The organism is Agromyces sp. NPDC058126 (assembly GCF_042884595.1).
Classification (GTDB): Bacteria; Actinomycetota; Actinomycetes; order Actinomycetales; family Microbacteriaceae; genus Agromyces.
Map to the genome: position 1 here is coordinate 174,457 of NZ_JBHVTS010000004.1, position 26,039 is coordinate 200,495.

Consider the following 26,039-nt stretch of genomic DNA (forward strand, 5'->3'; position numbering starts at 1 on the left):
GCTCACCGTCGTACCCGTCGACACAACCGTCGCACCCACCGAAAGGACGAGATGACCTCCACCACCGCGCTCCAGCGCATTCTCCCCGTGCCCCGCTCCGTCGAGGAATGCCCGGGCCTCGCCCGCATCCGGCCCGGCGCCGCGCTCACCGTCGCCGCCGCCGAGCTGCTTCCGTCGGCGCGGCTGCTCGCCGAACGGCTGGAGGCCTGGGCGGGCGTCGCCGTGGCTCCGCCGGTCGTCAGCGACCAGGTACCCGGCGGCATCCATCTCGCCGTCGACCCGGCCGACGAGCTCGTCGCGGCCGTGCCGCCGGCCACCGGCGTCACGGCAGATGGCGCCGACCTCGGCGACGAGCGCTCCTCGCTCATCCTCGCCGTCGACGGCATCCGGGTCGCGGGCGCCTCGCCCGCTGGCGTCCATCGCGCGGCGACCACCCTGGTCGCGCTCGCCGAGCAGGGCGAGCGGGATGCCGAGGGGCTGGCGCTGCCCGCGGCAGTGATCGCCGACGGCCCGAACCTGGCCTGGCGCGGCCTCTCGTTCGACGTCGTGCGCGCGACCTTCACGAAGCAGGAGGTCCTGCGCGTCATCGAGCTGCTCGACCGGTACCGCATGAATGTGCTGCACCTGCACCTCACCGACGACCAGGGCTGGCGGATCGAGATCCCCTCGCGGCCCGAGCTGACCCCGCCCGGCAGCGCGCACTTCACGCAGGCGGAGTTCCGCGAGATCGTCGAGTTCGCGCAGGAGCGGTTCATCACCGTCGTGCCGGAGATCGACCTGCCCGGGCACTCGTCGGCGGCGCTCATGGCGTACCCCGAGATGACGCGGTCGGGAACGGCGTGGGCGTTCCCGAGCGACCCGATGGAGGCCATCGCCCTGCTGGCCTCGGGCGAACACCGACCGCAGTACCTCGCCCCCGAGAAGGAGGAGGCGTGGGCCTTCGTCGACGACGTCGTCTCCGCCGTCGCCGCGCTCACCCCCGGCCGCTTCCTGCACATCGGCGGCGACGAGCCCTTCGGGATGCCTCACGAGGAGCATGTCGCGTTCGTGCAGCGCGCCCGCGAGATCGTCCGAGGCCACGGGAAGGAGCCCGTCGGGTGGCAGGAGGCCATCCGGGCCGACTCGGCACCGGGTGAGCTCGTCCAGCTCTGGATCGACGGTGACGCCGCCATCGAGGGGGAGAACCCGTTCCTCGCCGCACTTCCGCCCCAGCTCGCGGAACTCATCGTCGCCGCCTTCGCCGACTCCGCCGCCGACCCCGAGCGGATCGTCGAGAAGCGGGCCCGCGTGATCATGTCGCGCACCGGGCTCGCCTACCTCGATGCCCCGTACGCCGAGCCCTCGACCGACGAGGATGGCGAGGCCCGACGCTCCCGCGTCGGCATGCCGGGGTATCCGGCGGTCACGATCGAGGGGTCGGCCACCGCCCCGATCCCGGGCATCGACGAGCCCACCGAGCTCGACGTCGTCGGCTTCGAGGCGGCCATCTGGTGCGAGACCGTGCAGAGCTTCGACGACCTCAGCTTCCTGCTGCTCCCGCGACTCCCCGGGCTCGCGCAGCGGGCCTGGGCACCCGGGCCCGCGCGCGACTGGTCGGACCTTCGCGAGCGCCTCGGCGCGCAGGCGCCGGCCTGGCGACGCGAGGGCCTCCCGTTCCACCACGCCCCGTCCATCGATTGGCGAGGCGAACACTCGCAGAAGGAGAACTCCATGTCACGCGTCCCCGACGGCTTCCTCTGGGGTGCCTCCACCTCGGCTCACCAGGTCGAGGGCAACAACGTCTCGAGCGACATCTGGCGGATGGAGGGAAGCGGGCCGATCATGGCCGAGTACTCGGGCGACGCGGACGACAGCTACCACCGCTACCCCGAGGACATGCGGCTGCTCGCTGACGCGGGCCTGAACGCCTACCGCTTCGGCATCGAATGGGCACGGATCGAACCCGAGAAGGGCCGCTGGTCGAACGCGCAGCTCGCGCACTACCGCCGCATGATCGACACGGCGCGCGCCAAGGGCCTCGAGCCCGTCGTGACCCTGCACCACTTCACCTCGCCGTACTGGTTCGCCGAGGCCGGAGGCTGGATGGGCGACGACGCGCTCGAGCGCTGGGCCCTCTACATCGAGAAGGTGTCGGCGATCCTCGGCGACGTGGAGTGGGTCTGCACCATCAACGAGCCGAACATGGTCGCGCTGATGCAGATGTTCCTCGGCGCCGAAGCCGATGCGCTGACGGGCGGCATCACCTTCGCCCAGGACGGTCCGCTCATGCCCGACACCGCGCTCGGCGAGCGGCTCGTCGAGGCGCATCGCGCCGCGACCCGGATCCTCCGCGAGCGCACCGCCGCGAAGGTCGGCTGGACGATCGCCCAGCAGGCCTTCACCCCCACCGTGGGCAACGAGGCGATGTTCGAGAAGGTCAACTGGGCCTGGGAGGATCTGTTCCTCGAGGCATCCCGCGACGACGACTTCGTCGGCGTGCAGTCGTACACGACCCAGCCGGTCGGCGCCGACGGCCCGGTTCCGCACCCGCCGCACCCCGACAACACGATCATGGGGTGGGCGTACCGCCCCGACGCCCTCGGCATCGCCCTGCGCCACGCCCACGAGGTGACCGGCAAGCCGCTGCTCGTCACCGAGAACGGCATCGCGACCGCCGACGACGCCCGCCGCATCGAGTACACCCGCGAGGCCCTGCGCCACCTCGCCGCCGCGGTCGAGGACGGGATCGACGTGCGGGGGTACCTGCACTGGTCGGCCCTCGACAACTACGAGTGGGGGCACTGGACGCCCACCTTCGGGCTCATCGCCGTCGACCGCGAGACCTTCGAGCGTCGGCCGAAGCCCAGCCTCGCCTGGCTCGGCGAGGTCGCCCGGACGAACGCGGCGGACATCCCCGCCGGTGCCGCGTCGTTCGCGCCGGGGTCACCGGTCGACGGCAGCGCCTCCCGCCACGCGGGCACCGTCGCACGCCTCACCCTCGAGCAGAAGGTGCGGCTGCTGACCGGCGCCTCCGCGTGGTCGCTCCACGAAGAACGGGCCGTCGGCCTGCGGAGCATCGTGGTCTCCGACGGGCCGACGGGCGTACGCGGGCAGGCCCTCGACGACCGTGACCCCTCGGCGAGCCTGCCCTCGGCGAGCTGCATCGCGGCCAGCTGGGACCTCGAGCGTCTGCGCACCCTCGGCCGGCTCATCGCCGCCGAGGCGCGCTCGAAGGGCGTCGACGTGGTGCTCGGGCCGACGATCAACCTGCACCGCAGCCCGCGCGGCGGCCGCCACTTCGAGGCGTTCAGCGAGGACCCGTGGCTCACCGGCACCTTCGCGTCGGCGTACGTGGAAGCCGTGCAGGCCGAGGGCGTCGGCACGACGCCGAAGCATTACGTCGCGAACGACAGCGAGACCGACCGGCACACCGTCGACGTCCGCGTCGACGAGCGCACCCTGCGCGAGCTCTACCTCGCCCCGTTCGAACGCGCCGTGGCATCGGGCGCCTGGATGATCATGTCCTCCTACAACCAGGTCAACGGTGCTCCCGCCACGGCCAATGAGCTGCTCGCCTCGCCGCTGAAGGACGAGTGGGGCTTCGACGGCATCGTGATCTCCGATTGGGGCGCGGTGACCGACACGGTCCCCTCGGCCTCCTCCGGACAGGACCTCGTGATGCCGGGCCCCGACGGGCCGTGGGGCGACGCCCTGCTCGCCGCGGTCCGCGCCGGCGAGGTCGACGAGCGGACCATCGACCACAAGGTGGTCCGCCTCCTCAGGCTCGCCGAACGCGTCGGAGCCCTCGACTCCGCACCGCACACGAAGACCCCGCTGCCGTGGGTGGACGAGGACGTCGCGAGCATCCTCCGCGAAGCGGCCGCCGACGGCATGGTCCTCGCCCGCAACACCGGCCTGCTCCCGCTCGCCGACGAGGGGCAGCGCATCGCCGTCATCGGGCACCATGCGCTCGCCGGCCGGGGGCAGGGCGGCGGGTCCGCGGGCGTGTTCCCGCCCTACCAGGTCAGCCCGCTCGACGGCATCCGGGCCGCGTACGCGAACGTGACGTCGACCGTCGGCGTGCCGCCCGCGAGCGACCTCACGCGCCTGCCCGGCACCGCGCTGCGCCACGCCGGCGAGCCCGGCGTCGAGGTCTCCTACCTCGGCGCCGACGGATCGGTCTTCGCCTCGGAGGTCTTCCCGAGCGGCCGGTTCGCCTGGTTCGCCGACCCGAACCTCGCCAGGGCCGCGCAGATCCGCATGCGGACCACCTACGTCGCCCCGGCCGACGGCCCGCGACGGATGGGCGTCTCGGGTCTCGGCGGCGTGGAGTGGAAGATCGACGGGAACGTCGTCTTCTCCGGCACGGTCCACCCCGTCGACGGCGCCGACCTGGTCGAGTCGGTGCTGCACCCGCCGGTGCAGCGCGTCGAGTTCACGTTCGCCGAGGGCCAGCAGGTGCAGCTCGAGGTACTGCTGACCCCCTACCTCCCGAACGGAATCCCGTTCGCCGCCCTCACCCTGGGCGAGGAGCAGATCTTCGACGCGCCCGAGGTCGAGCTGGAGCGCGCCGTGGCCGCCGCACGGGAGGCCGACGTCGCGATCGTCGTCGTCGGCACCACCGAGGTGATCGAGTCGGAGGGCTACGACCGCGCCACGCTCGCCCTGCCCGAGGGGCACGACGAGCTCGTCCGCCGGGTCGCCGCCGTCAACGACCGCACGATCGTCGTCGTCAACGCCGGCGCCCCCGTGCTCATGCCGTGGTTCGACGAGGTCGCGGCCGTGGTGCTCTCCTGGTTCCCCGGGCAGGAGTTCGGCAACGCCCTCGCCGACGTCCTCCGCGGCGACCGCGAGCCCGGCGGCCGGATGCCGACCACCTGGCCGCGGGCCGAGGCCGACGTCCCGGTGTGGACGGTCGACCCCGCCGAGGGCGTGCTCGAGTACGCCGAGCGCGGCGACATCGGCTACCGGGCGTGGACCCGCCCGGGACATCCGGCGCCGCTGCTCGCCTTCGGCTCCGGCCTGGGCTACACGACTTGGACGACCGGGAACGCGAGCGCGGAGGCGCTCGCCGACGGCGGCGCACGCGTCACCGCTGAGGTCGCGAACACCGGGGCCCGCGCGGGCAAGCAGGTCGTGCAGGCCTACCTGTCGCGGACGGGCGCGACGGAGGTCGACCGGCCCGAGCTCTGGCTCGCCGGCTACGCCGTCGTCCGCGCCGAGCCCGGCACGGTGACGGAGATCTCCATCGACCTCGAGCCGCGGGCGTTCGCGCACTGGTCGGTCGAGTCGCACGATTGGGCGGTCGAACCCGGCGGCTACGCCGTGCGGCTCGGCACCGGTGTCGACGCCCTCGGCGACGCCCTGCCGGTCGAGATCACGAGCTCGGCGACGGGGCTGCGTATTGCCGGGCCCGATGACGTCGCCTTCGGGATCCGCAGCGACTTCGTGCCGCGCACGGTCGTCCCGGCGGTCCCGGCGGTCCCGGCGGTCCCGGCGGCCCAGGCAGACGCGGGGCGGGATGCCGCGGCCGGCCCGGTGCCGAACGCGGCGAGCACGCTCGGCGACCTGCTCGACCACCCCGTGACCCGGACCGTGATCGAGCAGACCGTGCCCGACCTCGCCACCCACCCGATGCTCGGGATGATCAAGGCGATGCCGCTCGCGACCGTGCTCACGATGGCCGCCGGCCAGATCCCCGCCGAGACGGCGCAGCTGCTCACCGACCGCCTCGAGGCCGTCGCCGAGTGATCCGCCCGTGCGGGGCCGCGGGATTCCGCAGCCCCGCACGACCGCCGCGAGGCACTCCCGTCGCGGCAGCGCTGCAGCTCGGCCCCTCGAGCGTCCCCGTGTCGGCCCGAGGTCGCGTGCCCCGCCACCCGGGATGAAGGGCGCGCTACTCGTGCTCGGGCAGCAGCGGCGCCTCGATGCCGGGGTTGCGGCCGAGCTGGGCGGCGCGGGAGACCGATGTCGCACCGAAGCGGTCGCGCACGCTGTCGAGTACGGTGTCGAGGCGGTGCCCGTCGCCCCAGTCGATCGGGAGTTCAGGGGGCATCTCGTCGGAGCGGGACAGCTGTGAGAAGGACACGCCGATCAGGGTGATGCCGCGGGCGTCGATCTGCGGCTGCGCAGCGTCGAGGAGACCGCGGGCGAGGCCCAGCAGCACCGAGGTGCGGTCGGTCGGCGTGCGCAGGCTGCGCGAGCGCGTCGCCCTCGTGAAGTCGCCGAAGCGGAGGCGGAGGACGACGGACCGGCAGGCGCGGTCTCGGTCCCGCAACCGGCGCGCGAGCCGGTCGATGATCTGCGTGAGGATGAGGTCGAGCTCCTCGGGCGACCGCGGATGCGAGCCGAGCGCTCGTTGCGACCCGATGGATCCGCGGCGCCGGGTCGTGTCGACGGGTCGGGGGTCGCGCAGGCGGGCGAGCGCATGGAGGTGCGCGCCGACCGCGCGACCCAGCAGCCGCTCGGCCGTCGCGGCCTCCAGCTCGGCGAGTTCGCCGACGGTTCGGATGCCGAGGCGGTGAAGCTTCTCGGCCGTGACGGCACCCACGCCCCAGAGACGTTCGACCGGGAGCGGCAGCAGGAACTCCTGCTCGCGCTCGGGCTCGACGATGAGCAGCCCGTCGGGCTTGCTCACGGCGCTCGCGACCTTCGCGAGGAACTTGGTGCGCGCGACGCCGACCGAGATCGCGAGCCCCGCCTCGGCGCGGACGCGAGCCCGGAGCCGCACGGCGATCTCCTCGGGCGTCCCCGAGAGCCGGCGCAGTCCGCCGACCTCGAGGAAGGCCTCGTCGATCGAGATGCCTTCGACGAGCGGGGTCGTATCGCGGAAGATCGCGAAGACCTCCTTGCTCGCCGCCGAGTACGCGTCCATGCGGGGCGGCACCACGATGGCGTCGGGGCAGAGCTCGCGCGCCTGCCGCCCGCCCATCGCGGTGCGCACCCCCCGTGCCTTCGCCTCGTAGCTCGCGGCCAGTACGACGCCGCCGCCGACGATGACGGGGCGGCCGCGCAGGGCGGGCGCGTCGCGTTGTTCGACCGAGGCGTAGAACGCGTCGAGGTCGGCGTGCAGCACGGTCGCCTCGCCTCGCATGGCGTCTCCCGTCGCTCGATCCGCCGTTCGTACGTCGACCGATCACTGGGAGCCGGGGCGCGATCGCGCCCCGATCGCGGCCTCGATCAACGGGAGGATCGTCGCATGGGCCGCCGACATACTGCGCCGCCGCCCGGGGGGGGCGCCGGCCCCGCCGAGGCGATCAGCGGTCCGAGCCGGCCTTCCGAATGACCTCGGCGATACGCGCCTCGACCTCGGGGGTCCACTTCAGGAGCGCGAACGAAGTGGCCCAGAGGTCGCCGTCGTCGAGGTTCGCGGCCTCCTCGAACCCGAGCGTCGCGTACCGCGTGGTGAACTTCGACGCGGCCTTGAAGAAGACGACCACCTTGCCGTCAGCGTCGGTGTAGGCCGGGAACCCGTACCAGGTTTTCGGCATGAGGTGCGGCGCGACCTCCTTGACGATGCGGTCGATGCCCTCGGCGAGCTCCCGGTCCTCGTCGGGCATCTCGGCGATGGCCTCGCGGATCGCCTTCTCGCCGGCTTCGCGGTTCTTGCCGGCCTTCGCCTGCGCCCGCAGTTCAGCGGCGCGCTGCTTGACGGCGGCGCGTTCCTCGGTCGAGAGTCCGTCGGTCTTGGTGGCCATGATCTGCTCCTTCTCGTGTGTGTCGTGCGGTGTGAACACCACGCTACGGAGCTTCGCCGGCGGGTGCTTCTCGAATCCTGATCGCCTTGGTCGCGACCCGCGACCCGCGACCCGCGACCCGCGACTGCGATCGATGCCGATCGCGAGCGCCGCGTCGCCGTTCGCCGCTTCCGCGGAGGCATCCTCGATGGATTTCGAGAATCTTGCTATTCGGTATTGCTAAGTACCGGTACTCAGTGTTACTTTCTAGTGGTACTCAGCAACACTGATTACCAGCACCACTAAGTAGTGAAAGTGAAAGGAGCGTTCCATGGGCAAGCAGATGACCGAGATGCTCAAGGGCACGCTCGAGGGCATCGTCCTCGCGATCCTCGCCGAGCAGCCGGCCTACGGCTACGACATCACGGCGAGGCTGCGAGAGCGCGGGTTCACCGACATCGCCGAGGGCACGATCTACGCCCTCCTGGTCCGGGTCGAGCAGCGCGGTCTCGTCGACGTCGAGAAGGTGCCTTCCGAGAAGGGCCCGCCGCGCAAGGTCTTCACGCTCAACGAGCAGGGCCGAGGCGAACTCGCAGAGTTCTGGAGGACATGGAGCTTCCTCGCAGAACGTATCGAACAGCTCCACGACACCGACGAATTGGAGAACTGATCATGGCCGCGAAGTGGATCGAAGCGCTCACCGGATCGCTCGAGCAGAAGAAGCAGTACAAGCAGTACAAGGCGCGCATCGAGGCCCTCCCCGAGCCCTACCGCGGCAGCGCCAAGGCGCTCGACCGGTACTTCATGTACGCCGGCGGCATCACCGACGGCGAGACCATGGTGAAGATGCTCGAGGACTTCGCCGACCTGTGGGAGCGCGCGGCGATCGACGGCACGCCCGTCAGCGAGATCGTCGGCGACGACCCCGTCGCCTTCGCCGAGGAGTTCACCCAGGCGTACGGCGGCAAGCAGTGGATCGACAAGGAGCGCGCTCGCCTGAACTCGGCGATCGACGAGGCGAAGAAGGAGCAGTCATGACCACCGTCACCGAACCCGCCATCCGGGTCCAGGGCATCGAGAAGGCCTTCAAGGACCTCCAGGTGCTGAAGGGCGTCGACTTCGAGGTCGCGCGGGGCAGCATCTTCGCCCTCCTCGGCTCGAACGGCGCCGGCAAGACCACGCTCGTGCGCATCCTGTCGACGCTCCTGAAGTCCGACGCCGGCACCGCGACCGTGCACGGCTTCGACGTCGCCGGGGCACCCGGCGACGTGCGCGAGTCGATCAGCCTGACCGGGCAGTTCGCCGCGGTCGACGAGGTGCTCAGCGGCCGTGAGAACCTCGTGCTCATCGCGAAGCTGCGACACCTCAAGAACCCGGGTGCGATCGCCGACGAACTGCTCGACCGGTTCTCGCTCACCGACGCGGGCGGCCGCAAGGCCGCCACGTACTCGGGCGGCATGCGCCGCCGCCTCGACATCGCGATGAGCCTGATCGGCAACCCGCCGATCATCTTCCTCGACGAGCCGACCACCGGCCTCGACCCGCAGGCGCGCATCGAGGTGTGGCAGACCGTCAAGGAGCTCGCCGACCGCGGCACCACGGTGCTGCTCACCACGCAGTACCTCGACGAGGCCGAGCAGCTCGCCGACCGCATCGCGATCCTGCACGAAGGCAGAATCATCCAGAACGGCACCCTCGCCGAACTCAAGCAGCTCCTCCCGGCCGCCACGGTCGAGTACGTCGAGAAGCAGCCGACGCTCGAAGAGGTCTTCCTCACGCTCGTCGGCGCCGGCGCCGACGCCGGCAACGACAACGGAAAGGATTCATGATGACCACCCACGTCCTGAGCGACACCCGAGTTCTCACGGGTCGCTCGCTGACCCACATCCTCCGCAGCCCCGACACGATCATCACCACCGCGGTCACGCCGATCGCGCTGATGCTGCTCTTCACCTACGTGCTGGGCGGGGCGATCAACACGGGGTCCGACGAGTCGTACATCGACTACATGCTCCCCGGCATCCTGCTCATCACGATCGCGTCGGGCATCGCGTACACCGCGTACCGGCTGTTCCTCGACATGCAGGGCGGCATCTTCGAGCGGTTCCAGTCGATGCCGATCGCCCGGTCGAGCGTGCTGTGGGCGCACGTGCTCACCTCGCTCGTCTCGAACCTGATCTCGGTCGCGATCGTCATCGGCGTCGCACTGCTCATGGGGTTCCGCACCGGGGCATCCGTGGCGGTCTGGCTGGCGGTGGCGGGCATCCTCGTGCTCTTCACCCTCGCCCTGACCTGGCTCGCCGTGATCGCCGGCCTCTCGGCGAAGACCGTCGACGGCGCGAGCGCGTTCAGCTACCCGCTGATCTTCCTCCCGTTCATCAGTTCGGCCTTCGTGCCGACCGACTCGATGCCCGCCCCGGTCGCCTGGTTCGCCGAGAACCAGCCGGTCACCTCGATCGTGAACTCGATCCGGGCCCTGTTCGCGGGCCAGCCCGTGGGCAGCGACATCTGGGTCGCACTGGCCTGGCTCGTCGGCATCCTCGTCGTCGCGTACGTCTGGGCGATCGCGATCTACAAGCGCAAGATGAGCTGACGCCGTGCTCGGTGCTCCACCACGAACGCCGCCCGGCCCCTCACGGGGTGCGGGCGGCGTCGTCGTTTCACCGGTGAGATCGGTCAGTCGAGCTCGCGCAGCGGCGAGGTGCGCTCGCCCCCGGCATCGCCGGTGTTGACGGTGCCGCGGCGCTCGATGAGCACGGCGTGCACCTCGGCGTCGGCGCGCGGGCAGTGCTCGACGCCCTTGGGCACCACGAAGACGTCGTCGGGGCCGAGCACGACGTCGCGGTCGCGCAGCTGGATGGTGAGCTCGCCGCTCAGCACCAGGAACAGCTCGTCGGCGTCGGGGTGGGTGTGCCAGACGAACTCGCCGTGGAGCTTCACCACCTTGACGTCGGTCTCGTCGACGCTCACCAGCCGGTGCGGCTGCCAGGGCTCGGCGATCGACGCGAGGGCGGTCTTGAGATTGCGTACGTCTTCGCTCACGTGGTCGAGCCTACGAGGGTGGGTCGGATGCCGCGAGGGATCGCCTGCGGCAGGATGGGCCCATGGCAGCGCAGTTCACCGCGATCGTCGAACCGCACGAGAAGATGCGCGGCCTCGAGGTGCCGCCCGAGGTCGTGGAGGCGCTCGGCGGCGGCAAGCGCCCGCGCGTCGTCGTCACGATCGGCGACCACTCGTGGCGCACCCGCATCGCGATCATGCGCGGGCGCGACCTCATCGGCTTCAGCAACGCGAACCGGGCCGCGACCGGTGCACAGGTCGGCGACGAGGTCGAGATCGGGCTCGAACTCGACACCGAGCCGATCACGGTCGACGAGCCGACCGAGCTCAGCGAGGCCCTCGGGGCCGACCCGGCGGCGCGCGCGGCGTTCGACGCGCTGACCCTGAGCCAGCGGCGCCAGCACGTGCGCGTGATCGAGCAGGCGAAGGGCGCCGACACCCGCGTGCGCCGCGTCGAGAAGCTGATCGCCGACTTGCGCGGCGCCTGAGGCTGCGATCCGCCCGGTGGTAGGAATGGCAGGGTGCCGATCCTTCCGAAAGAGCGCGATCCGCGGCTCATCACGATCCGCCGCGGCGGAACCCTGAGCGACGACGACCACCGTCGGCTCGCCGAGTGGGCGATCGCCTGCTCAGAGCATGTGCTGCCGCTCTTCGAGCGCGCCCGGCCCGACGACCCGCGCCCGCGCGAGGTGCTCGAGGTCGCCCGCGCCTGGGTACGCGGTGAGGTGCCGATGCGCGAGGCGCACCAGGCGGCGTTCCACGCGAACGCCGCCGGTCGCGACCAGCCGGCGTCGGTGAAGTTCGCCGCGCTGTCGGTGGGGCAGGCCGTGGCGGTCGCGCATGTCGCCGAGCACGAGCTCGGGTCGGCGGCCTATGCGATCAGGGCGGCGGTCGCCGCGACCGTCGAGCAGGGCGGTGCGGATGCCGCGGAGCATGCCCGGCTCGCGGAGCGCGACTGGCAGCGCGCGCAGCTGCCGCCCGTGATCCGCGAGCTCGTGCTGGAAGACCAGCTGCGTCGGAGCCCCATCTGCTGGCACGTGTTCGATGACTGAACGGCTCGGTCGGGCGTACTTCGCGGTGCAGACCGTCGCCGGCCTGGCATGGTGGCTTGCGGTGTTCACGATTCCGTTCGTGCGGGAGGCCACGCTCGGCGGACTCGATCCGGTGGTCGTCGCCGTGCTCGACATCCCGCTCTTCGTCGGCGCCTCGGCCGTCGCGGCCTGCGGCGCGCGTGCGGCGGCGTTCGTCGCGACGGGGTGGACGCTCATCGTCACCGGCGCCCTGGCGGTGTACGCGACCGTCGCCGGCGAGGCCGGATGGGGCGTGCTGCTGATGGGGGCGGCGTCCGTGGCATCTGTGGTGGCGCTCAGCCTGATGGTGCTGGGACGTGTGCCGACCGAGTGGATGCTCGTCGGACCGTTCCGGTTCCGTCGCGCGGTCGCGACGGCGAAGCCGGGCGCGCATCTCGCGGCGACCGCGGCGCAGATCGTCGTCTTCTGGGGACTCCTGCTCGGGGTCGTGCCGGTCGTGATCGCCTGGCTCGAACGGCGATGGGGGCTGGAGGTCGACGCCCCCGACTGGCTGCTGCCGTTCGGTGCCGTCGTGTTCGTGCTCGCGAGCGCCCTCGGCATCTGGTCGGCGGTCGCGATGTCGACCAGGGGCGCCGGCACCCCGCTGCCCGCGGCGACGGCGAACCTCCTGGTGATCGCCGGGCCGTATCGATTCGTGCGCAACCCGATGGCGGTGGCCGGCATCGCACAGGGGGTCGCGGTGGGATTCATGCTCGGCTCGTGGCTGGTCGTCGTCTATGCGATCGCTGGTGGGCTGTTCTGGAACTTCGTGGTGCGCCCGCTCGAGGAGGCTGAACTCGAGACGCGCTTCGGCGACGAGTTCCGCCGGTACCGGGCGGCGGTGCGGTGCTGGGTGCCTCGCCGCGCGCCGGTCCCGATCCCGGGGTGATCGACGGGCGATTCGGACGAAATTCGGGCTCGTCGTGTCGAATCGGTTCGATAGGCTTCTTGGCAACGCAAACATCTGAAGCCCCCGCAGAGACCCGCCGAGAGTTCACATGACCACCTCCCTCACGACCGGCGCCCCTTGGCGCGTCATCCTCGTCTTCGCGACCCCGTTGCTCATCGGCAACATCGTGCAGCAGCTCTACCAGGTCGCCGACGCGATCGTGGTCGGGCGGTACCTCGGCATCGACTCGCTGGCCGCGGTGGGTGCGACCGGGTCGCTGCTGTTCCTGCTGCTCGGATTCGCGTGGGGCGTGACCTCGGGATTCGCCATCCCGACGGCGCAGGCCTTCGGCGCGGGCGACGCCGCCGCCGTGCGCCGCTCGGTGGCGACGGGCACGATGCTCACCGCCGCGATGAGCGCGTGCCTCACGATCGGCGCCCCGTTCCTCGCCGAGCCGACCCTTCGCCTGCTGCAGACCCCCGAGGAGCTGCTCGTCGAGGCGACCGTGTTCACGCAGGTCAGCTTCCTCGGGGCATCAGCCGTGATGTTCTTCAACTACCTCTCGGCGGTGATCCGGGCGCTCGGCGACTCGCGAACGCCGCTCGTCTTCCTGACGATCGCGTGCGTGCTGAACGTCGGGCTCGTCGTGCTCATGGTCGGCCCGCTCGGCTGGGGCGTGGCGGGCGCGGCGTGGGCGACGGTCGTCGCGCAGGGCGTCTCGGTCGCACTGTGCCTCGTGTACGTGCGCCGCCGCCTGCCCGTGCTGCACCTCCGCCGCGCCGACTGGCGGGTGTCGCGCGGCGAGCTGCGCGAGCACCTGCGCATCGGCATGGCCATGGGCGTGCAGACCTCGATCATCGCGATCGGAACCCTCACCGTGCAGGTGGCGCTCAACGAGCTCGGCGCCGACGCGGTCGCCGCCTTCACGCTGGGTTCGCGGGTCGAGTCGATCGCGGTCGCGTTGCTCTCGTCGATCGGGCTGGCCGCGTCGATGTACGCCGCGCAGAACCTCGGGGGCAAGCGACCCGACCGCGTCCGTCGTGGCGTCGTGCAGGCGACCTGGATGGCGATCGGGGCGGCCGTCGCGGTCGGCGCACTGCTCATCATGTTCGGCGAGCAGCTCGTGCGGCTCTTCGTCGGCGAGGGGTCGAACGACGTGGTCGACGCCGCCGCGCTCATGCTCTCCATCGACGGCTTCACGTACTCGTTGCTCGGCGTGCTGTTCGTGCTCCGCGGCGTGCTGCAGGGCCTCGGCTACACCGTCGTGCCGACGGTGACGGGCGTGATCGAGCTCGCGATGCGCGTCGCGGCTGCGGTCGTGCTGGGTTCGATGTTCGGCTTCGTCGGCGTCGTGCTGAGCAACCCGCTCGCCTGGCTGGGCTCGGTCGCGCTGCTCGTGCCCGCCTACGTCCGCGAGCATCGTCGCCTCGGGCGGCTGCCGGTCGAACCGCTCGCCCCCACGCCGACGACGCCGATCGCGGTGATCGGGCCTGTCGACGGCTCGATGACCGTCGATGCGGTCGTGACCGGATCCGTGCCGGTCCAACGGCCCGCCGAGGACGATCAGGATGACCCCGACCTCGCGTCGAACGTCGAGCGCCGCTGACCAGCGCGCGTTCCGGCCCCCGCGATGGGTATAGCCGCGGGCGGGCAACGAGCGTACCGTCGAGCGCATGACGAAGCTCATCGAGAACCTGGCGGATTCGGTGCCCAGGTGGGGCGCGAAGGTGGCGTACGGCGAGAAGTCGACGATCGACGGGCGCGAGTTCGTTCCGGTCGCGCTCGTGGCCTTCGGGTTCGGCGGGGGTGAGGGCTCCGGCGACATGCCGGAGACCGAAAAGAACCCGGGCGGTCGGGGCGAAGGCAGCGGCGGTGGTGGCGGCGGCTACGCCGTGCCGATCGGGGCGTACATCGGCGGACCCGATGGATTGCGATTCCGCCCCAACGCGATCGCGCTCGCGGTGGTCGCGGTGCCGCTCGTGTCGGCGATCGGCGCCGGCCTGGCGATGATCATCGGCGCGAGCCGGTTCACCCGCTCCCGCTGACACCGGCGCGACCAGCCCGAGATACCGCCCGCCCGACCACGCTCCTCCAGCGAGGTGACGACCCACGCCCACCCGACTGCACCGGTCGGCCGGCACTGGTCGCCACCCGGCTTGTGCTGCGTCGCGCCGCGATTTACCATTGGCTCGCGCGATAAACGAATAGCACGTTCGATTATCGAATATTGCGAGACATCCGGAACCGATGGATGCCTCGTCACGACGATGTGAGGAGCCCTCCCGTGCAGTTCCACCACCACGGCTACGTGTCCGGCGACCCGCGGGTGCAGCCCGCAGCAGGCGTCGGCCTCGACCGCCCCGAGGAGCTGCCCGACGAGGTCGACGTGCTCATCGTGGGCTCGGGCCCCGCGGGCATGCTGCTCTCGGCGCAGCTCTCGCAGTACCCCGACGTCGTCACCCGGGTCATCGAGCGCCGCGACGGCCGGCTCGTGCTGGGCCAGGCCGACGGCATCCAGCCGCGCAGCGTCGAGACCTTCCAGGCGTTCGGCTTCGCCGAGCGCATCATCGCCGAGGCGTACAACATCGGCTACATGAACTTCTGGGGCCCCGACCCCGCCGAGCCGCAGAACATCATCCGCACCTCGCGGACCGAGGACTACGGGTACAAGATCAGCGAGTTCCCGCACCTCATCGTGAACCAGGCGCGCGTGCTCGACTACTTCGCCGAGGCGGCCGCGCACGGCCCGGGCCGCATCGCGCCCGACTACGGCATCGAGTTCACGGGACTCACCGTGCACGAGGACGGCTCGGCCGAGGCCGGCGAGTACCCGGTCGAGGTGCGGGTGCGGTACACCGCGGGCGAGCGCGCCGGCGAGGAGCGCACCGTCCGCGCCAAGTACGTCGCCGGCTGCGACGGCGCACGCAGCGGCGTGCGCGAGGCGATCGGCCGCAAGCACCTCGGCGGCATCTCGGCGCACGCCTGGGGCGTCATGGACGTCGTCGTGAACACCGACTTCCCCGACTGGCGCACGAAGTGCGCGATCAACTCGGAGGCGGGCAACATCCTGCACATCCCGCGCGAGGGCGGGTACCTCAGCCGCATGTACATCGACCTGGGTGCAGTGGCCGAGGATGACGACCACGAGGTGCGCAAGACGCCCATCGAGGCGATCATCGCGAAGGCCAACGACATCCTGCACCCGTACACGCTCGACGTGCGCGACGTCGCCTGGTTCAGCGTCTACGAGGTCGGCCACCGGGTCACCGACCACTTCGACGACCGCGAAGAGGGCGCGGATGCCTCGCCCCGCGTGTTCCTCACGGGCGACGCGTGTCACACGCACAGCGCGAAGGCCGGGCAGGGAATGAACGTCTCGATGCAGGACGGCTTCAACCTCGGCTGGAAGCTCGGCTCGGTGGTCTCGGGCCTCGCACCCGAGTCGCTGCTCTCGACCTACTCGGCCGAACGGCAGCCGGTCGCCCAGCAGCTCATCGACTTCGACCGCGAGTGGTCGTCGCTCATGGCCCGCAAGCCCGAGGAGATCTCGGACCCGCAGGAGCTCGCGACCTTCTACCTCGGCACCGCCGAGTTCCCGTCGGGCTTCATGACGCAGTACGCCCCCTCGATGATCACGGGTTCGGCGGAGCACCAGGAACTCGCCACCGGATTCCCGATCGGCAAGCGGTTCAAGTCGGCGGAGGTGTCGTTCGTGTGCGACGGCAACGTCGTGCACCTCGGACACCACGCCAAGGCCGATGGTCGCTGGCGCGTCTACGCCTTCGCCGACGCCCCCGCGGCGGGCGAGGCATCCGCCCTGACCGACTGGGCCGAGTGGATCTCGACGTCGCCCGACTCGCCGATCGAGCGGTACACGCCCTCGCGCGCCGACGTCGACGCCGTGTTCGACATCAAGGTGATCTTCCAGCAGGGTCACGAGGAGCTCGACATCACCCGCGCACCCGAGGTGTTCCGGCCGAAGACCGGGCCGCTCGCGCTGATGGACTGGGAGAAGGTCTTCGCGGCGGGGCCGAGCTACTGGTGCCGCACCGACATCTTCGAGGAGCGGGGCATCTCGCGCGACGGCGCGGTCGTGGTCGTGCGCCCCGACGGGTACGTCGCGCACGTGCTGCCGCTCACGGCGACCGGCGAGCTCGCCGACTTCTTCGCGGGGCAGATGCTCGCGCGCTGACCGGGCGGTGCGGGCTCAGGCGCCCGAGGCGCGCCCCAGGTTCGACGCCGCGAGCTGCAGCCGCTCGGCGAGCTCGGCCTCGGGCTTCGGGAACGACACGTGGATCACCGCGATCGCGGCGGGCGGCTGGCCGGGCAGGTTGAGGGGCACGGCGACCGACCGCAGCGAGGGCACGACCTCGTCGTGGCTCACGGTGTACCCGCGGGCCCGGCTCTCGGTGATCTCGGCGCGCAGCGCCTCGGGGACGTCGTCGGGCCAGCGCGACTCGGGCAGCCCCATGAGGATCGCCTTGCCCGGTCCTCCGCGGGTGATCGGATGCCGGTGGCCGGGCCGGTACGACACCGCGGCGGTGCGCCGGGGCGAGGCGCTCACGAGCGTCACGGCCTCGTCGCCGTCGAGCAGCACCGCGAGCAGGCAGGTCATGCCGAGCTCTTCGGCGACCTCGGCGAGCTCGGGGAGCGCGAGCTGCTGCAGGTCGCGCTGCACGCCCGCGGCGAGGGCAGCGAGGCCGGCGCCGAGCCCGATCCGTCCGGCGGCGTCGCGCGAGGCGAGGCCGTGGTGCTCGAGGGTGCGGAGCAGTCGATAGGCGACCGACCGGTGCACGCCCAGTTCCGCGGCGACCTCGTCGATCGAGAGCGCGCGGTCGGCGTCGGCGACGATCTCGAGAATGCGGATGCCGCGGCTCAGTGTCTGCGAGCCCGCCTGCGCCGTCGTGTCTGCCGCCATGCGTCCGATACTAGAACGCCCCGCTCGATCATCGGACGACGGCGGTGCGGACCGTGGAGGCGGGATGCAGCGAGCCGGGGCGGCTGAAGGCCCGTGTTCCCCCGTCCTGCACATCCGTGCGGGTGCATTCGAGGCATCCGCAGGTAGCGTCGAAAGCGGTGCGCTGCGCATCGTCGCAGCGCGACGAAGGGGGAAGCATGTACTACAGCAGTGGCAACTACGAGGCGTTCGCGCGTCCGCGCAAGCCCGAGGGGGTCGACGGCAAGTCGGCGTGGTTCGTCGGCGCGGGGCTCGCGTCGATGTCGTCCGCGCTCTTCATGATCCGCGACGGGCAGTTGCCGGGCGACCGCATCACGATCCTCGAGCGGTTGCCGCTGCCGGGCGGCGCGCTCGACGGCATCAAGCGCCCCGAGAAGGGCTTCGTCATCCGCGGCGGTCGCGAGATGGAGGACCACATGGAATGCCTGTGGGACGCCTTCCGCACCGTGCCCTCGCTCGAGATCGAGGGCGCGAGCGTGCTCGACGAGTTCTACTGGCTCAACAAGGACGACCCGAACTTCTCGCTCTGCCGCGTCACCGAAGAACAGGGGCAGGACGCGCACACGAACAATCTGTTCGGCCTCAACGACGCCGCGCAGAAGGACATCGTGCGGGTGTTCCTCGCGACGCGCGAGGAGATGGAGGACAAGCGCATCGACGAGGTGTTCTCGAAGGACTTCCTCGGGAGCAACTTCTGGCTCTACTGGCGCACGATGTTCGCCTTCGAGGAGTGGCATTCCGCCCTCGAGATGAAGCTCTACATCCACCGCTTCGTGCACCACATCGGCGGCCTGCCCGACCTGTCGGCACTCAAGTTCACGAAGTACAACCAGTACGAGTCGCTCGTGCTGCCGTTGTACAAGTGGCTGCTCGACCAGGGCGTGACCTTCCACTTCGACACGCAGGTCATCGACATCGACTTCGCGTTCGAGGCCGCCAACGGGCAGGGTTCGGATGTCACGAAGCGGGCGACGCGCATCCACTGGGTGCAGGGCGGGGTCGAGGGCGGAGTCGATCTCGGAACCGACGACCTCGTGCTCGCGACCATCGGCGGGCTCACCGAGAACTCCGACGAGGGCGACCAGCACACCCCGGCGAAGCTCGACGAGTCGCCCGCGGCGGGCTGGGCGCTCTGGCAGCGCATCGCGGCGAAGCATCCCTCGTTCGGCCGGCCCGAGGTCTTCTGCGGCGACATCGAGAAGACCAAGTGGGAGTCGGCCACGGTGACGACGCTCGACGCCCGCATCCCCGCGTACATCGAGAAGATCGCGCAGCGCGACCCGTTCAGCGGCAAGGTCGTCACGGGCGGCATCGTCACCGCACGTGATTCGTCGTGGCTGATGAGCTGGACGGTGAACCGCCAGCCGCACTTCAAGCAGCAACCCGCCGACCAGATCGTGGTGTGGGTGTACGGGCTCTTCGTCGACGTGCCCGGCGACTACACGGGCAAGACGCTGCAGGAGTCGACGGGCGAGGAGATCACCCGCGAATGGCTCTACCACCTCGGCGTGCCCGTCGACCAGATCGACGAGCTGGCCGCGAACGCGGCGACGGCGGTGCCCGTGATGATGCCGTACGTCACGAGCTTCTTCATGCCGCGCAAGGCGGGCGACCGCCCCGACGTGGTGCCCACCGGGGCGCAGAACTTCGCGTTCATCGGCCAGTTCGCCGAGACCACCCGCGACTGCATCTTCACGACCGAGTACTCGGTGCGCACGGGCATGGAGGCCGCCTACCGGCTGCTCGGCATCGATCGCGGGGTGCCAGAGGTGTTCGGCTCGACCTACGACGTGCGGCACCTGCTCAAGGCGACGAGCCGGCTGCGGGACGGCGCGGAGGTCGGACTGCCCGGGCCGAAGTTCCTGCGCGAGCGGCTGTTCACGCGGCTCGACGGCACCCAGGTCGGCGAGCTGCTGACCGATTTCAAGCTCATCCCCGAGCACGGTGGCACCGTGGTGCGGGAGCGCGCCGACGACGCGATCGAGTGAGCCGGGCGGGGCATCCGGTGGTCGTCGACGACCGGATGCCCCGCATCGCCGCCGCGGCGAAGTTCCGCGCGGCGAAAGATCCGCGATTCCTTCGCGGCGATTCGGCGAGATATTCGTGCCGACGTTCGCCGGAGCGCTCTACGCTGAGGCCAGCACCACCCCGATGTGGTGCCGACATGCAGCACCGTCGCCGCAGCGGCTCAGCCGGCACCGCGATGACGGTGCTGCACGCTGGTCCGCGCACCCGACGCGGACGCTTCGACGAAGAAGGAGAGCCGCATGACGCGCATCGGTGTCGTCACCGAGCAGCCGCCCGAGACCAGGGTCGCTGCGACCCCCGCGACGGTGAAGCAGTTGATCGCCCTGGGGTACGAGGTCGTCGTCGAGGCCGGTGCCGGCCATGCGTCGGCGTTCGCCGACGACGCGTACCGCGAGGCGGGGGCGACGATCGTCGAGGGCGCCGAGGCGCTCGCGAGCGGACTCGTGCTGAAGGTCAACGCCCCCACCGAGGCCGAGATCGCCGGGCTCGAGCCCGGGGCCACGGTCGTGGGCCTCCTCGCTCCCGCGTTCAAGCCCGAGCTGCTCGAGGCGCTCGCCGCGCGCGGCGTCACGGCCCTCGCCATGGATGCCGTCCCCCGCATCTCGCGGGCCCAGTCGATGGACGTGCTGAGCTCGATGACGAACATCGCGGGATATCGTGCGGTCGTCGAGGCGGCGCACTCGTTCGGCCGCTTCTTCACCGGACAGGTCACGGCCGCGGGCAAGGTGCCGCCCGCGAAGGTGCTCGTCGCGGGCGCCGGCGTCGCCGGTCTCGCCGCGATCGGAGCGGCCTCGAGCCTCGGCGCCATCGTGCGCGCGACCGACCCGCGCCCCGAGGTCGCCGACCAGGTGAAGTCGATCGGCGGCGAGTACCTCAAGGTCGAGGTGGAGGTCGAGCAGTCGACCGACGGCTACGCGAAGGCGACGAGCGAGGCGTACGACCGCCGCGCCGCCGAGATCTACTCCGAGCAGGCCGCCGATGTCGACATCATCATCACGACCGCGCTGATCCCGGGGCGCCCGGCGCCGAAGCTCATCACCGCGGCCGACGTCGCGAGCATGAAGTCGGGCAGCGTCATCGTCGACATGGCCGCAGGCATGGGCGGCAACGTCGAGGGATCGGTCGCGGGCGAGAAGATCGTCACGCCGAACGGCGTCACGATCCTCGGGTACACCGACCTCGCCTCGCGCCTGCCCACGCAGGCTTCGCAGCTCTACGGCACGAACGTCGTGAACCTCGTGAAGCTGCTCACGCCCGGCAAGGACGGCGAGCTCGTGCTCGACTTCGACGACATCGTGCAGCGCTCGGTGACCGTCACCCGCGACGGCGCGGTCACCTGGCCGCCGCCGCCGGTGCAGGTCTCCGCCGCACCCGCGGCCGCGGCATCCGCTGCGAACCCCGCGCAGGATGCCGCGCCCGCCCCCGAGCCGAAGCGGCCCATGTCGCCCGTGAAGAAGGTGGTGCTCGTCGCCGCGGGCATCGCGGCACTCTTCGCCGTGAACGCGATCGCACCGCCGCCCCTGCCCCAGCACTTCACGGTGCTGGTGCTCGCGGTCGTCGTCGGCTTCTACGTGATCGGCAAGGTGGCGCACGCGCTGCACACGCCGCTCATGAGCGTGACCAACGCGATCTCGGGCATCATCGTGGTCGGCGCGATGGTGCAGATCACGAGCGACGTGCTCGTCGTGCAGATCCTCGCGGCGATCGCCGTGCTGCTGGCCAGCATCAACATCTTCGGCGGCTTCGCCGTGACCCGACGCATGCTCGCGATGTTCTCGGCGGGCGCCGCCCCGAAGGGCGCCACGTCGAGCGCCGCCGCGACCGCCGCCAAGACTGGAGCCGACCGTGCCTGAGACCACGACCCTGCTGACCCCGGCGTCGATCGCCGGAGCCGCCTACATCGTCGCGGCCCTGCTGTTCATCATGAGCCTCGCCGGGCTCAGCAAGCACGAAACCGCCAAGGCCGGTGTCAGCTACGGCATCGCCGGAATGGTGATCGCGCTCGTCGCGACGGTCTACGCCACCTTCGCCGGCGCCTGGGGTGAGCCGCACGTCACGACGGGGCTGATCCTGCTCGTCGTCGCCGTGCTCATCGGCGGCGCGATCGGCCTCTGGCGGGCCCGGATCGTCGCCATGACCGGCATGCCCGAGCTCATCGCGCTGCTGCACAGCTTCGTCGGCCTCGCCGCCGTGCTCGTCGGCTGGAACGGCGCCCTCGAGGAAACCGGCATGACCGGTGCCCTCCTCGACATCCACCACGCCGAGGTCTTCATCGGCGTCTTCATCGGCGCCGTCACCTTCACCGGCTCGATCGTCGCGTTCCTCAAGCTCTCGGCGCGCATGAAGTCGGCACCGCTGATGCTGCCGGGCAAGAACGCCCTCAACCTCGGCGCCCTCATCGCCTTCGTCGTGCTCACCGTCTGGTACGTCATCACCCCCGAGCTCTGGCTGCTCGTCGTCGTCACGGCGCTCGCACTGGCGCTCGGCTGGCACCTCGTGGCATCCATCGGCGGCGGCGACATGCCGGTCGTCATCTCGATGCTGAACAGCTACTCGGGCTGGGCGGCCGCGGCTGCGGGCTTCCTGCTGAACAACGACCTGCTCATCGTCACCGGTGCGCTCGTCGGCTCCTCGGGTGCGTACCTCTCGTACATCATGTGCAAGGCGATGAACCGCTCGTTCATCTCGGTGATCGCGGGCGGCTTCGGCATCGCCGCGCCCACCTCGTCGGGCGAGGTCGAGGGCGAATCGCGCGAGATCACGGTCGAGGATGCCGCGGAGCTGCTCCGCGACGCCTCGTCGGTCATCATCACTCCCGGCTACGGCATGGCGGTGGCGCAGGCGCAGTACCCGGTCGCCGAGCTCACGAGCCGCCTGCGCGAGCGCGGGGTGCAGGTGCGATTCGGCATCCACCCCGTCGCGGGCCGCCTGCCCGGACACATGAACGTGCTGCTCGCGGAGGCGAAGGTGCCGTACGACATCGTCGAGGAGATGGACGAGATCAACGACGACTTCCCCGAGACGACGGTCGTGCTCGTGATCGGCGCGAACGACACCGTGAACCCCGCCGCCGCCGAGGACCCGGGCAGCCCTATCGCCGGCATGCCGGTGCTGAAGGTGTGGGAGGCGAAGAACGTCGTCGTCTTCAAGCGCTCGATGGCCTCCGGCTACGCCGGTGTCGCGAACCCGCTGTTCACCCGCGACAACGCGCAGATGCTCTTCGGCGACGCGAAGCAGCGCGTGGAGGACCTGCTGCGGGTGCTGTGAGTCCACGAGCGGATGCCTCGTGCGCGACCCGCACGCGGCATCCGCTCAGTTCGCTCCCGCGTAGGATGGATCGGTAACCCCCTCCGACGTGAAAGAGGTCGCCGTGGCCACCGCCCGCGATGCATCCCCGGAGCGCCCGCAGTACTGGGTCGTCCCGGTCGTCCGCGGACTCCTCGCGGTCGTCCCCGCCGTGGTCATCACCTTCTCGCCGAACCACTCGCCCGAACTCGGGCTGCTCGTGTTCGGCATCTGGGCGGTCGTCTCCGGCCTCGTCGTCGGAGCGCTGAGCCTGCGTCTGCTGGTCGGTCGCGGCATCCGGTCGCTCTTCGCGATCAACGCCGTCGTCACCGTCGTCGCCGGCCTCCTCGCGCTCTCGGTACCGGGCGGGCTGCCGTTCCTGCTCTACCTCGTGAGCGTCTGGGCGGCCGTCACCGGCTTCGTCGAGCTGTACGCCGGCCTGCGCTCGCGCGGCCGCACCGCCGCGGCCCGCGACTGGATCGCCGTCGGCGCCTTCACCGCGATCCTCGCGGTCGTGTTCCTCCTCCTCCCGCCCGACGCCGTCACCGCGGTCGGCCTGCTCGGCGGCTATCTCGTGATCCTCGGGGTGTTCCTCGTGATCGGCGGCCTCTCGTTGAAGTGGGCCGCGAACCAGACCGCCGACGGCCCCGCCGCGGCAGGAGCGGAGCAGCAGTCGTGACCCAGTCCCCCGGTGAGTACCAGCCGAGCCGGCAGGACAGGCTCCGCCCGGCCGAGTACGTGGGCGGCGCCGCGATCGCCGCGGTCTTCGTCGGCGTGATCTGCCTCGTCGCGACGCGCGACTGGACGATCACGCTCATCGGCGCCGGCGGCGTGTTCATCGTCGTGCTCGTCGTGCTCGCGCTCCTGCAGATGGCGATCAAGCCGAACGCCGACGAACGCGCCGAACTCGGCGAGGCCGAGGGCGAGGCCGAGGGCGAGGCCGGGCCGGGCGAGCCGCCCGCGCCGCAGGGGCCGACCCGGCACTGACCCGCGCTGTCACTGGGCCACGCTCTGCGCCAGCTCGCAGCCCTCCGCACCACTTCAACTGGCGCAGAGGGTGTGAAAGTGGCGCGCCCGACGCGCGACGCTGGACGGCCGACGCCGACCGCCCGGTGGCGCCGCGCCGGCCGCGCAGTCCCTACGGCAACCGGTCGACGAGCTCGTCGGCGATGCCGACGTACGACGCCGGGGTGAGTGCGAGCAGGCGCGCTTTGGCCTCGTCGCCGATCTCGAGCCCCGACACGAACGCGGCGAGGTCCTCGGCGCCGACGCGCTTGCCGCGCGTGAGCTCCTTGAGCAGCGCGTACGGGTCGGCGATCGTCGAGCGGCCGGCCACGACCTCGGCGCGGATCACGGTCTGGATCGCCTCGCCGAGCACCTCCCAGTTGCCGTCGAGGTCGGCGAGCAGCAGCGCGCGGTCGAGGTCGATCTCGCCGAGGCCGCGCTGGATGTTGTCGAGCGCGAGCATCGAGTGGCCGAAGCCGACACCGATGTTGCGCTGCGCCGACGAGTCGGTGAGGTCGCGCTGGAGGCGCGAGGTCACGAGCGTCGCGGCGAGCGAGTCGAGCACGGCGCTCGAGAGCTCGAGGTTCGCCTCGGCGTTCTCGAAGCGGATCGGGTTGACCTTGTGCGGCATCGTCGACGAGCCCGTCGCGCCTGCTGCGGGGATCTGCCGGAAGTAGCCCAGCGAGATGTAGGTCCAGATGTCGGTCGCGAGGTTGTGCAGCACGCGGTTCGCGTGCGAGATCCTGCCGTAGAGCTCGGCCTGCCAGTCGTGCGACTCGATCTGCGTGGTGAGCGGGTTCCAGGTGAGGCCGAGCGACTCGACGAACTCCTGCGACACGGTCGGCCACGAGACATCCGGCGCGGCGACGACGTGGGCGGAGAACGTGCCCGTCGCGCCCGAGAACTTGCCGAGGTACTCGGTCGCCTCGACCTGCGCCGCGATGCGGCCCAGTCGGTGCACGAAGACCGCGAGCTCCTTGCCCATGGTCGAGGGGGTCGCGGGCTGGCCGTGCGTGCGGCTGAGCATCGAGGCATCCCGGTGCTCGATCGCGAGCGCCTGCAGGGTCGCGATGACCGCGCGGTACTTCGGCAGCCAGACCTGCTGCACGGCGTCGCGCACGGTGACCGCGTACGAGAGGTTGTTGATGTCTTCACTGGTGCAGGCGAAGTGCGTGAGCTCGGCGATCGCGTCGAGGCCGAGGTCGGAGAGGCGGCGGCGCACGTAGTACTCGACGGCCTTCACGTCGTGGCGGGTCGTCGCCTCGAGGGTCGCGAGCTCGTCGATGTCTGCCTGGCCGAAGTCGGCGACGACCTGGCGCAGGCTCGCCTTCTGGTGCTCCGAGAGCGGGGCGGCGCCGAAGAAGCCGCGGTCGGTCTGGGCGATGAGCCACTCGACCTCGACGTGCACGCGCGCCCGGTTGAGGCCCGCCTCGGAGAGGTGCTCGCCGAGCTCGCCGACCGCCGAACGGTACCGGCCGTCGAGGGGGCTGAGCGGCTGGGGAGGCAGCGAAGTCATCGGATTCCTTGTCTGAGAGCGGGTGCGAGTTGGCGGAAGAGCGCCTGGGTCGACCGTTCAATCATCTCAAGGACTCGATCGAACATTCCCGCATCGGAGTAATAGGGGTCGGGAACGTCCTGCAGGGTCGCGAGCTCGGGCTCGAATTCGAGGAGCAGGCGCACCTTGTGCTGCTCGGCCGAACCGGTCGCCCAGTTGCGCAGGATCCGCGCCTGGCCGCGGTCGAACGCGACGACGAGGTCGAGCTCGGGGAAGTCGCCGGCATCGAACTGACGGGCGCGATGGTGGGTGCCGTCGTAGCCGGCCCTCGCGAGCGCCTCGACCGTGCGCTGGTCGGCGGGCTCGCCGACGTGCCAGTCGCCCGTCGCAGCAGACTCGATCGCCAGCGCGCCGCCGAGGCCCGCCTGCTCGGCGAGGGAGCGCAGCACCACCTCCGCCATCGGAGACCGGCAGATGTTGCCGGTGCACACGAACGAGACTCGGAAGGGCTGCGCGGCGTCCCCCGCGGGTTCCGCTCGCGTCATGGCATCCATTGTGGAGGAGAATGCCTCTTTCAGGAACGGGTTGCGCCCCG

At 71.0% G+C, this 26,039-nt stretch carries 22 protein-coding genes; 16 read left to right on the forward strand and 6 right to left on the reverse strand.

From position 1 onward, the window contains the following. Positions 1-51: 51 nt before the first annotated feature. On the forward strand, positions 52-5,730 hold the full coding sequence (locus ACFVTR_RS13415) for a family 1 glycosylhydrolase (protein WP_387037993.1): 5,679 nt from the start codon (positions 52-54) through the stop codon (positions 5,728-5,730). Positions 5,731-5,875: 145 nt separating this feature from the next. Here ACFVTR_RS13415 and dinB read toward each other — a convergent pair whose 3' ends face one another. Beyond that, on the reverse strand, positions 5,876-7,072 hold the full coding sequence (gene dinB, locus ACFVTR_RS13420; protein WP_387037995.1) for a DNA polymerase IV: 1,197 nt from the start codon (positions 7,070-7,072) through the stop codon (positions 5,876-5,878). Between the two features lie 163 nt (positions 7,073-7,235). After that, entirely contained in the window at positions 7,236-7,676 is a 441-nt protein-coding gene (locus ACFVTR_RS13425) for an iron chaperone (protein WP_387037997.1), read from the reverse strand. A 310-nt stretch (positions 7,677-7,986) separates the two neighbouring features. On the opposite strand from ACFVTR_RS13425, the gene ACFVTR_RS13430 reads away from it, so the two are divergent. From ACFVTR_RS13430 to ACFVTR_RS13445, 4 genes are read left to right on the forward strand one after another with little or no spacing between them, the layout of a single operon-like run. Further along, positions 7,987-8,325: a PadR family transcriptional regulator gene (locus ACFVTR_RS13430; protein WP_387037999.1), complete on the forward strand. Its 339-nt coding sequence runs from the start codon at positions 7,987-7,989 to the stop codon at positions 8,323-8,325. A 2-nt stretch (positions 8,326-8,327) separates the two neighbouring features. Continuing rightward, positions 8,328-8,693 (forward strand): DUF1048 domain-containing protein, encoded by a 366-nt coding sequence (locus ACFVTR_RS13435; RefSeq protein ID WP_387038001.1) that lies wholly within the window; start codon positions 8,328-8,330, stop codon positions 8,691-8,693. Continuing rightward, the gene (locus tag ACFVTR_RS13440; RefSeq protein WP_387038003.1) at positions 8,690-9,484 is read left to right on the forward strand and encodes an ABC transporter ATP-binding protein; all 795 of its coding nucleotides are present in this window, start codon (positions 8,690-8,692) and stop codon (positions 9,482-9,484) included. Before ACFVTR_RS13435 ends, ACFVTR_RS13440 begins: the two co-directional genes overlap by 4 nt. Further along, a complete protein-coding gene (locus ACFVTR_RS13445; protein ID WP_386899709.1) occupies positions 9,484-10,248 on the forward strand; it encodes an ABC transporter permease in 765 nt (254 codons plus the stop codon). Before ACFVTR_RS13440 ends, ACFVTR_RS13445 begins: the two co-directional genes overlap by 1 nt. A gap of 83 nt (positions 10,249-10,331) precedes the next feature. On the opposite strand, the gene ACFVTR_RS13450 is transcribed toward ACFVTR_RS13445, so the two are convergent. Beyond that, on the reverse strand, positions 10,332-10,697 hold the full coding sequence (locus ACFVTR_RS13450; RefSeq protein WP_387038005.1) for a cupin domain-containing protein: 366 nt from the start codon (positions 10,695-10,697) through the stop codon (positions 10,332-10,334). A 62-nt stretch (positions 10,698-10,759) separates the two neighbouring features. On the opposite strand from ACFVTR_RS13450, the gene ACFVTR_RS13455 reads away from it, so the two are divergent. The 6 genes from ACFVTR_RS13455 to ACFVTR_RS13480 all read left to right on the forward strand — a co-directional run bounded on the left by ACFVTR_RS13455 (position 10,760) and on the right by ACFVTR_RS13480 (position 16,866). Continuing rightward, positions 10,760-11,203 (forward strand): YdeI/OmpD-associated family protein, encoded by a 444-nt coding sequence (locus tag ACFVTR_RS13455; RefSeq protein ID WP_387038007.1) that lies wholly within the window; start codon positions 10,760-10,762, stop codon positions 11,201-11,203. Positions 11,204-11,236: 33 nt separating this feature from the next. Continuing rightward, a complete protein-coding gene (locus ACFVTR_RS13460) occupies positions 11,237-11,767 on the forward strand; it encodes a putative immunity protein (RefSeq protein WP_387038009.1) in 531 nt (176 codons plus the stop codon). After that, complete coding sequence (locus ACFVTR_RS13465; RefSeq protein WP_387038011.1) at positions 11,760-12,674, forward strand: methyltransferase family protein; 915 nt, start codon at positions 11,760-11,762, stop codon at positions 12,672-12,674. Before ACFVTR_RS13460 ends, ACFVTR_RS13465 begins: the two co-directional genes overlap by 8 nt. Before the next feature lie 109 nt (positions 12,675-12,783). After that, positions 12,784-14,280 (forward strand): MATE family efflux transporter, encoded by a 1,497-nt coding sequence (locus tag ACFVTR_RS13470; protein WP_387038013.1) that lies wholly within the window; start codon positions 12,784-12,786, stop codon positions 14,278-14,280. 67 nt (positions 14,281-14,347) lie between these two features. Further along, a complete protein-coding gene (locus ACFVTR_RS13475) occupies positions 14,348-14,719 on the forward strand; it encodes a hypothetical protein (protein ID WP_387038015.1) in 372 nt (123 codons plus the stop codon). A 239-nt stretch (positions 14,720-14,958) separates the two neighbouring features. Beyond that, on the forward strand, positions 14,959-16,866 hold the full coding sequence (locus ACFVTR_RS13480) for an FAD-binding monooxygenase (RefSeq protein ID WP_387038018.1): 1,908 nt from the start codon (positions 14,959-14,961) through the stop codon (positions 16,864-16,866). A gap of 15 nt (positions 16,867-16,881) precedes the next feature. Here ACFVTR_RS13480 and ACFVTR_RS13485 read toward each other — a convergent pair whose 3' ends face one another. Beyond that, positions 16,882-17,592, reverse strand: a complete 711-nt coding sequence (locus ACFVTR_RS13485; RefSeq protein WP_387038019.1) for an IclR family transcriptional regulator — start codon at positions 17,590-17,592, stop codon at positions 16,882-16,884. A gap of 197 nt (positions 17,593-17,789) precedes the next feature. Between ACFVTR_RS13485 and ACFVTR_RS13490 the strand changes: the two genes are divergently transcribed. From ACFVTR_RS13490 to ACFVTR_RS13510, 5 genes are all read left to right on the forward strand, one after another. Then, positions 17,790-19,619, forward strand: coding sequence for an oleate hydratase (locus ACFVTR_RS13490; protein ID WP_387038021.1), 1,830 nt, complete (start codon positions 17,790-17,792; stop codon positions 19,617-19,619). Positions 19,620-19,898: 279 nt separating this feature from the next. Continuing rightward, positions 19,899-21,512, forward strand: coding sequence for a Re/Si-specific NAD(P)(+) transhydrogenase subunit alpha (locus ACFVTR_RS13495; protein ID WP_387038023.1), 1,614 nt, complete (start codon positions 19,899-19,901; stop codon positions 21,510-21,512). Further along, positions 21,505-22,926, forward strand: a complete 1,422-nt coding sequence (gene pntB / locus ACFVTR_RS13500; protein ID WP_376942760.1) for a Re/Si-specific NAD(P)(+) transhydrogenase subunit beta — start codon at positions 21,505-21,507, stop codon at positions 22,924-22,926. The genes ACFVTR_RS13495 and pntB overlap by 8 nt, the downstream gene beginning before the upstream one ends. A gap of 103 nt (positions 22,927-23,029) precedes the next feature. Then, on the forward strand, positions 23,030-23,623 hold the full coding sequence (locus ACFVTR_RS13505; protein WP_387038025.1) for an HdeD family acid-resistance protein: 594 nt from the start codon (positions 23,030-23,032) through the stop codon (positions 23,621-23,623). Continuing rightward, a complete protein-coding gene (locus ACFVTR_RS13510; RefSeq protein ID WP_387038027.1) occupies positions 23,620-23,931 on the forward strand; it encodes a hypothetical protein in 312 nt (103 codons plus the stop codon). The genes ACFVTR_RS13505 and ACFVTR_RS13510 overlap by 4 nt, the downstream gene beginning before the upstream one ends. A 151-nt stretch (positions 23,932-24,082) precedes the next feature. Here the strand turns inward: ACFVTR_RS13510 and purB are convergent, their stop codons facing one another. Both purB and ACFVTR_RS13520 read right to left on the reverse strand, forming a co-directional pair. After that, positions 24,083-25,465, reverse strand: coding sequence for an adenylosuccinate lyase (purB, locus tag ACFVTR_RS13515; RefSeq protein WP_387038029.1), 1,383 nt, complete (start codon positions 25,463-25,465; stop codon positions 24,083-24,085). Next, positions 25,462-25,989, reverse strand: a complete 528-nt coding sequence (locus ACFVTR_RS13520) for a low molecular weight protein-tyrosine-phosphatase (protein WP_387038031.1) — start codon at positions 25,987-25,989, stop codon at positions 25,462-25,464. The genes purB and ACFVTR_RS13520 overlap by 4 nt, the downstream gene beginning before the upstream one ends. Positions 25,990-26,039 lie beyond the last annotated feature (50 nt).

Bases quoted from the DNA above. Each gene is read 5' to 3' on its own strand.
- ACFVTR_RS13475 (WP_387038015.1), top strand. From the start codon at position 14,348: ATGACGAAGCTCATCGAGAACCTGGCGGATTCGGTGCCCAGGTGGGGC.
- ACFVTR_RS13495 (WP_387038023.1), top strand. From the start codon at position 19,899: ATGACGCGCATCGGTGTCGTCACCGAGCAGCCGCCCGAGACCAGGGTC.
- ACFVTR_RS13465 (WP_387038011.1), top strand. From the start codon at position 11,760: ATGACTGAACGGCTCGGTCGGGCGTACTTCGCGGTGCAGACCGTCGCC.
- ACFVTR_RS13455 (WP_387038007.1), top strand. From the start codon at position 10,760: ATGGCAGCGCAGTTCACCGCGATCGTCGAACCGCACGAGAAGATGCGC.
- ACFVTR_RS13490 (WP_387038021.1), top strand. From the start codon at position 17,790: ATGTACTACAGCAGTGGCAACTACGAGGCGTTCGCGCGTCCGCGCAAG.
- ACFVTR_RS13445 (WP_386899709.1), top strand. From the start codon at position 9,484: ATGACCACCCACGTCCTGAGCGACACCCGAGTTCTCACGGGTCGCTCG.
- ACFVTR_RS13440 (WP_387038003.1), top strand. From the start codon at position 8,690: ATGACCACCGTCACCGAACCCGCCATCCGGGTCCAGGGCATCGAGAAG.
- ACFVTR_RS13425 (WP_387037997.1), bottom strand. From the start codon at position 7,676: ATGGCCACCAAGACCGACGGACTCTCGACCGAGGAACGCGCCGCCGTC.
- ACFVTR_RS13520 (WP_387038031.1), bottom strand. From the start codon at position 25,989: ATGACGCGAGCGGAACCCGCGGGGGACGCCGCGCAGCCCTTCCGAGTC.
- ACFVTR_RS13430 (WP_387037999.1), top strand. From the start codon at position 7,987: ATGGGCAAGCAGATGACCGAGATGCTCAAGGGCACGCTCGAGGGCATC.
- ACFVTR_RS13485 (WP_387038019.1), bottom strand. From the start codon at position 17,592: ATGGCGGCAGACACGACGGCGCAGGCGGGCTCGCAGACACTGAGCCGC.
- purB (WP_387038029.1), bottom strand. From the start codon at position 25,465: ATGACTTCGCTGCCTCCCCAGCCGCTCAGCCCCCTCGACGGCCGGTAC.
- ACFVTR_RS13470 (WP_387038013.1), top strand. From the start codon at position 12,784: ATGACCACCTCCCTCACGACCGGCGCCCCTTGGCGCGTCATCCTCGTC.
- ACFVTR_RS13415 (WP_387037993.1), top strand. From the start codon at position 52: ATGACCTCCACCACCGCGCTCCAGCGCATTCTCCCCGTGCCCCGCTCC.
- ACFVTR_RS13435 (WP_387038001.1), top strand. From the start codon at position 8,328: ATGGCCGCGAAGTGGATCGAAGCGCTCACCGGATCGCTCGAGCAGAAG.
- dinB (WP_387037995.1), bottom strand. From the start codon at position 7,072: ATGCGAGGCGAGGCGACCGTGCTGCACGCCGACCTCGACGCGTTCTAC.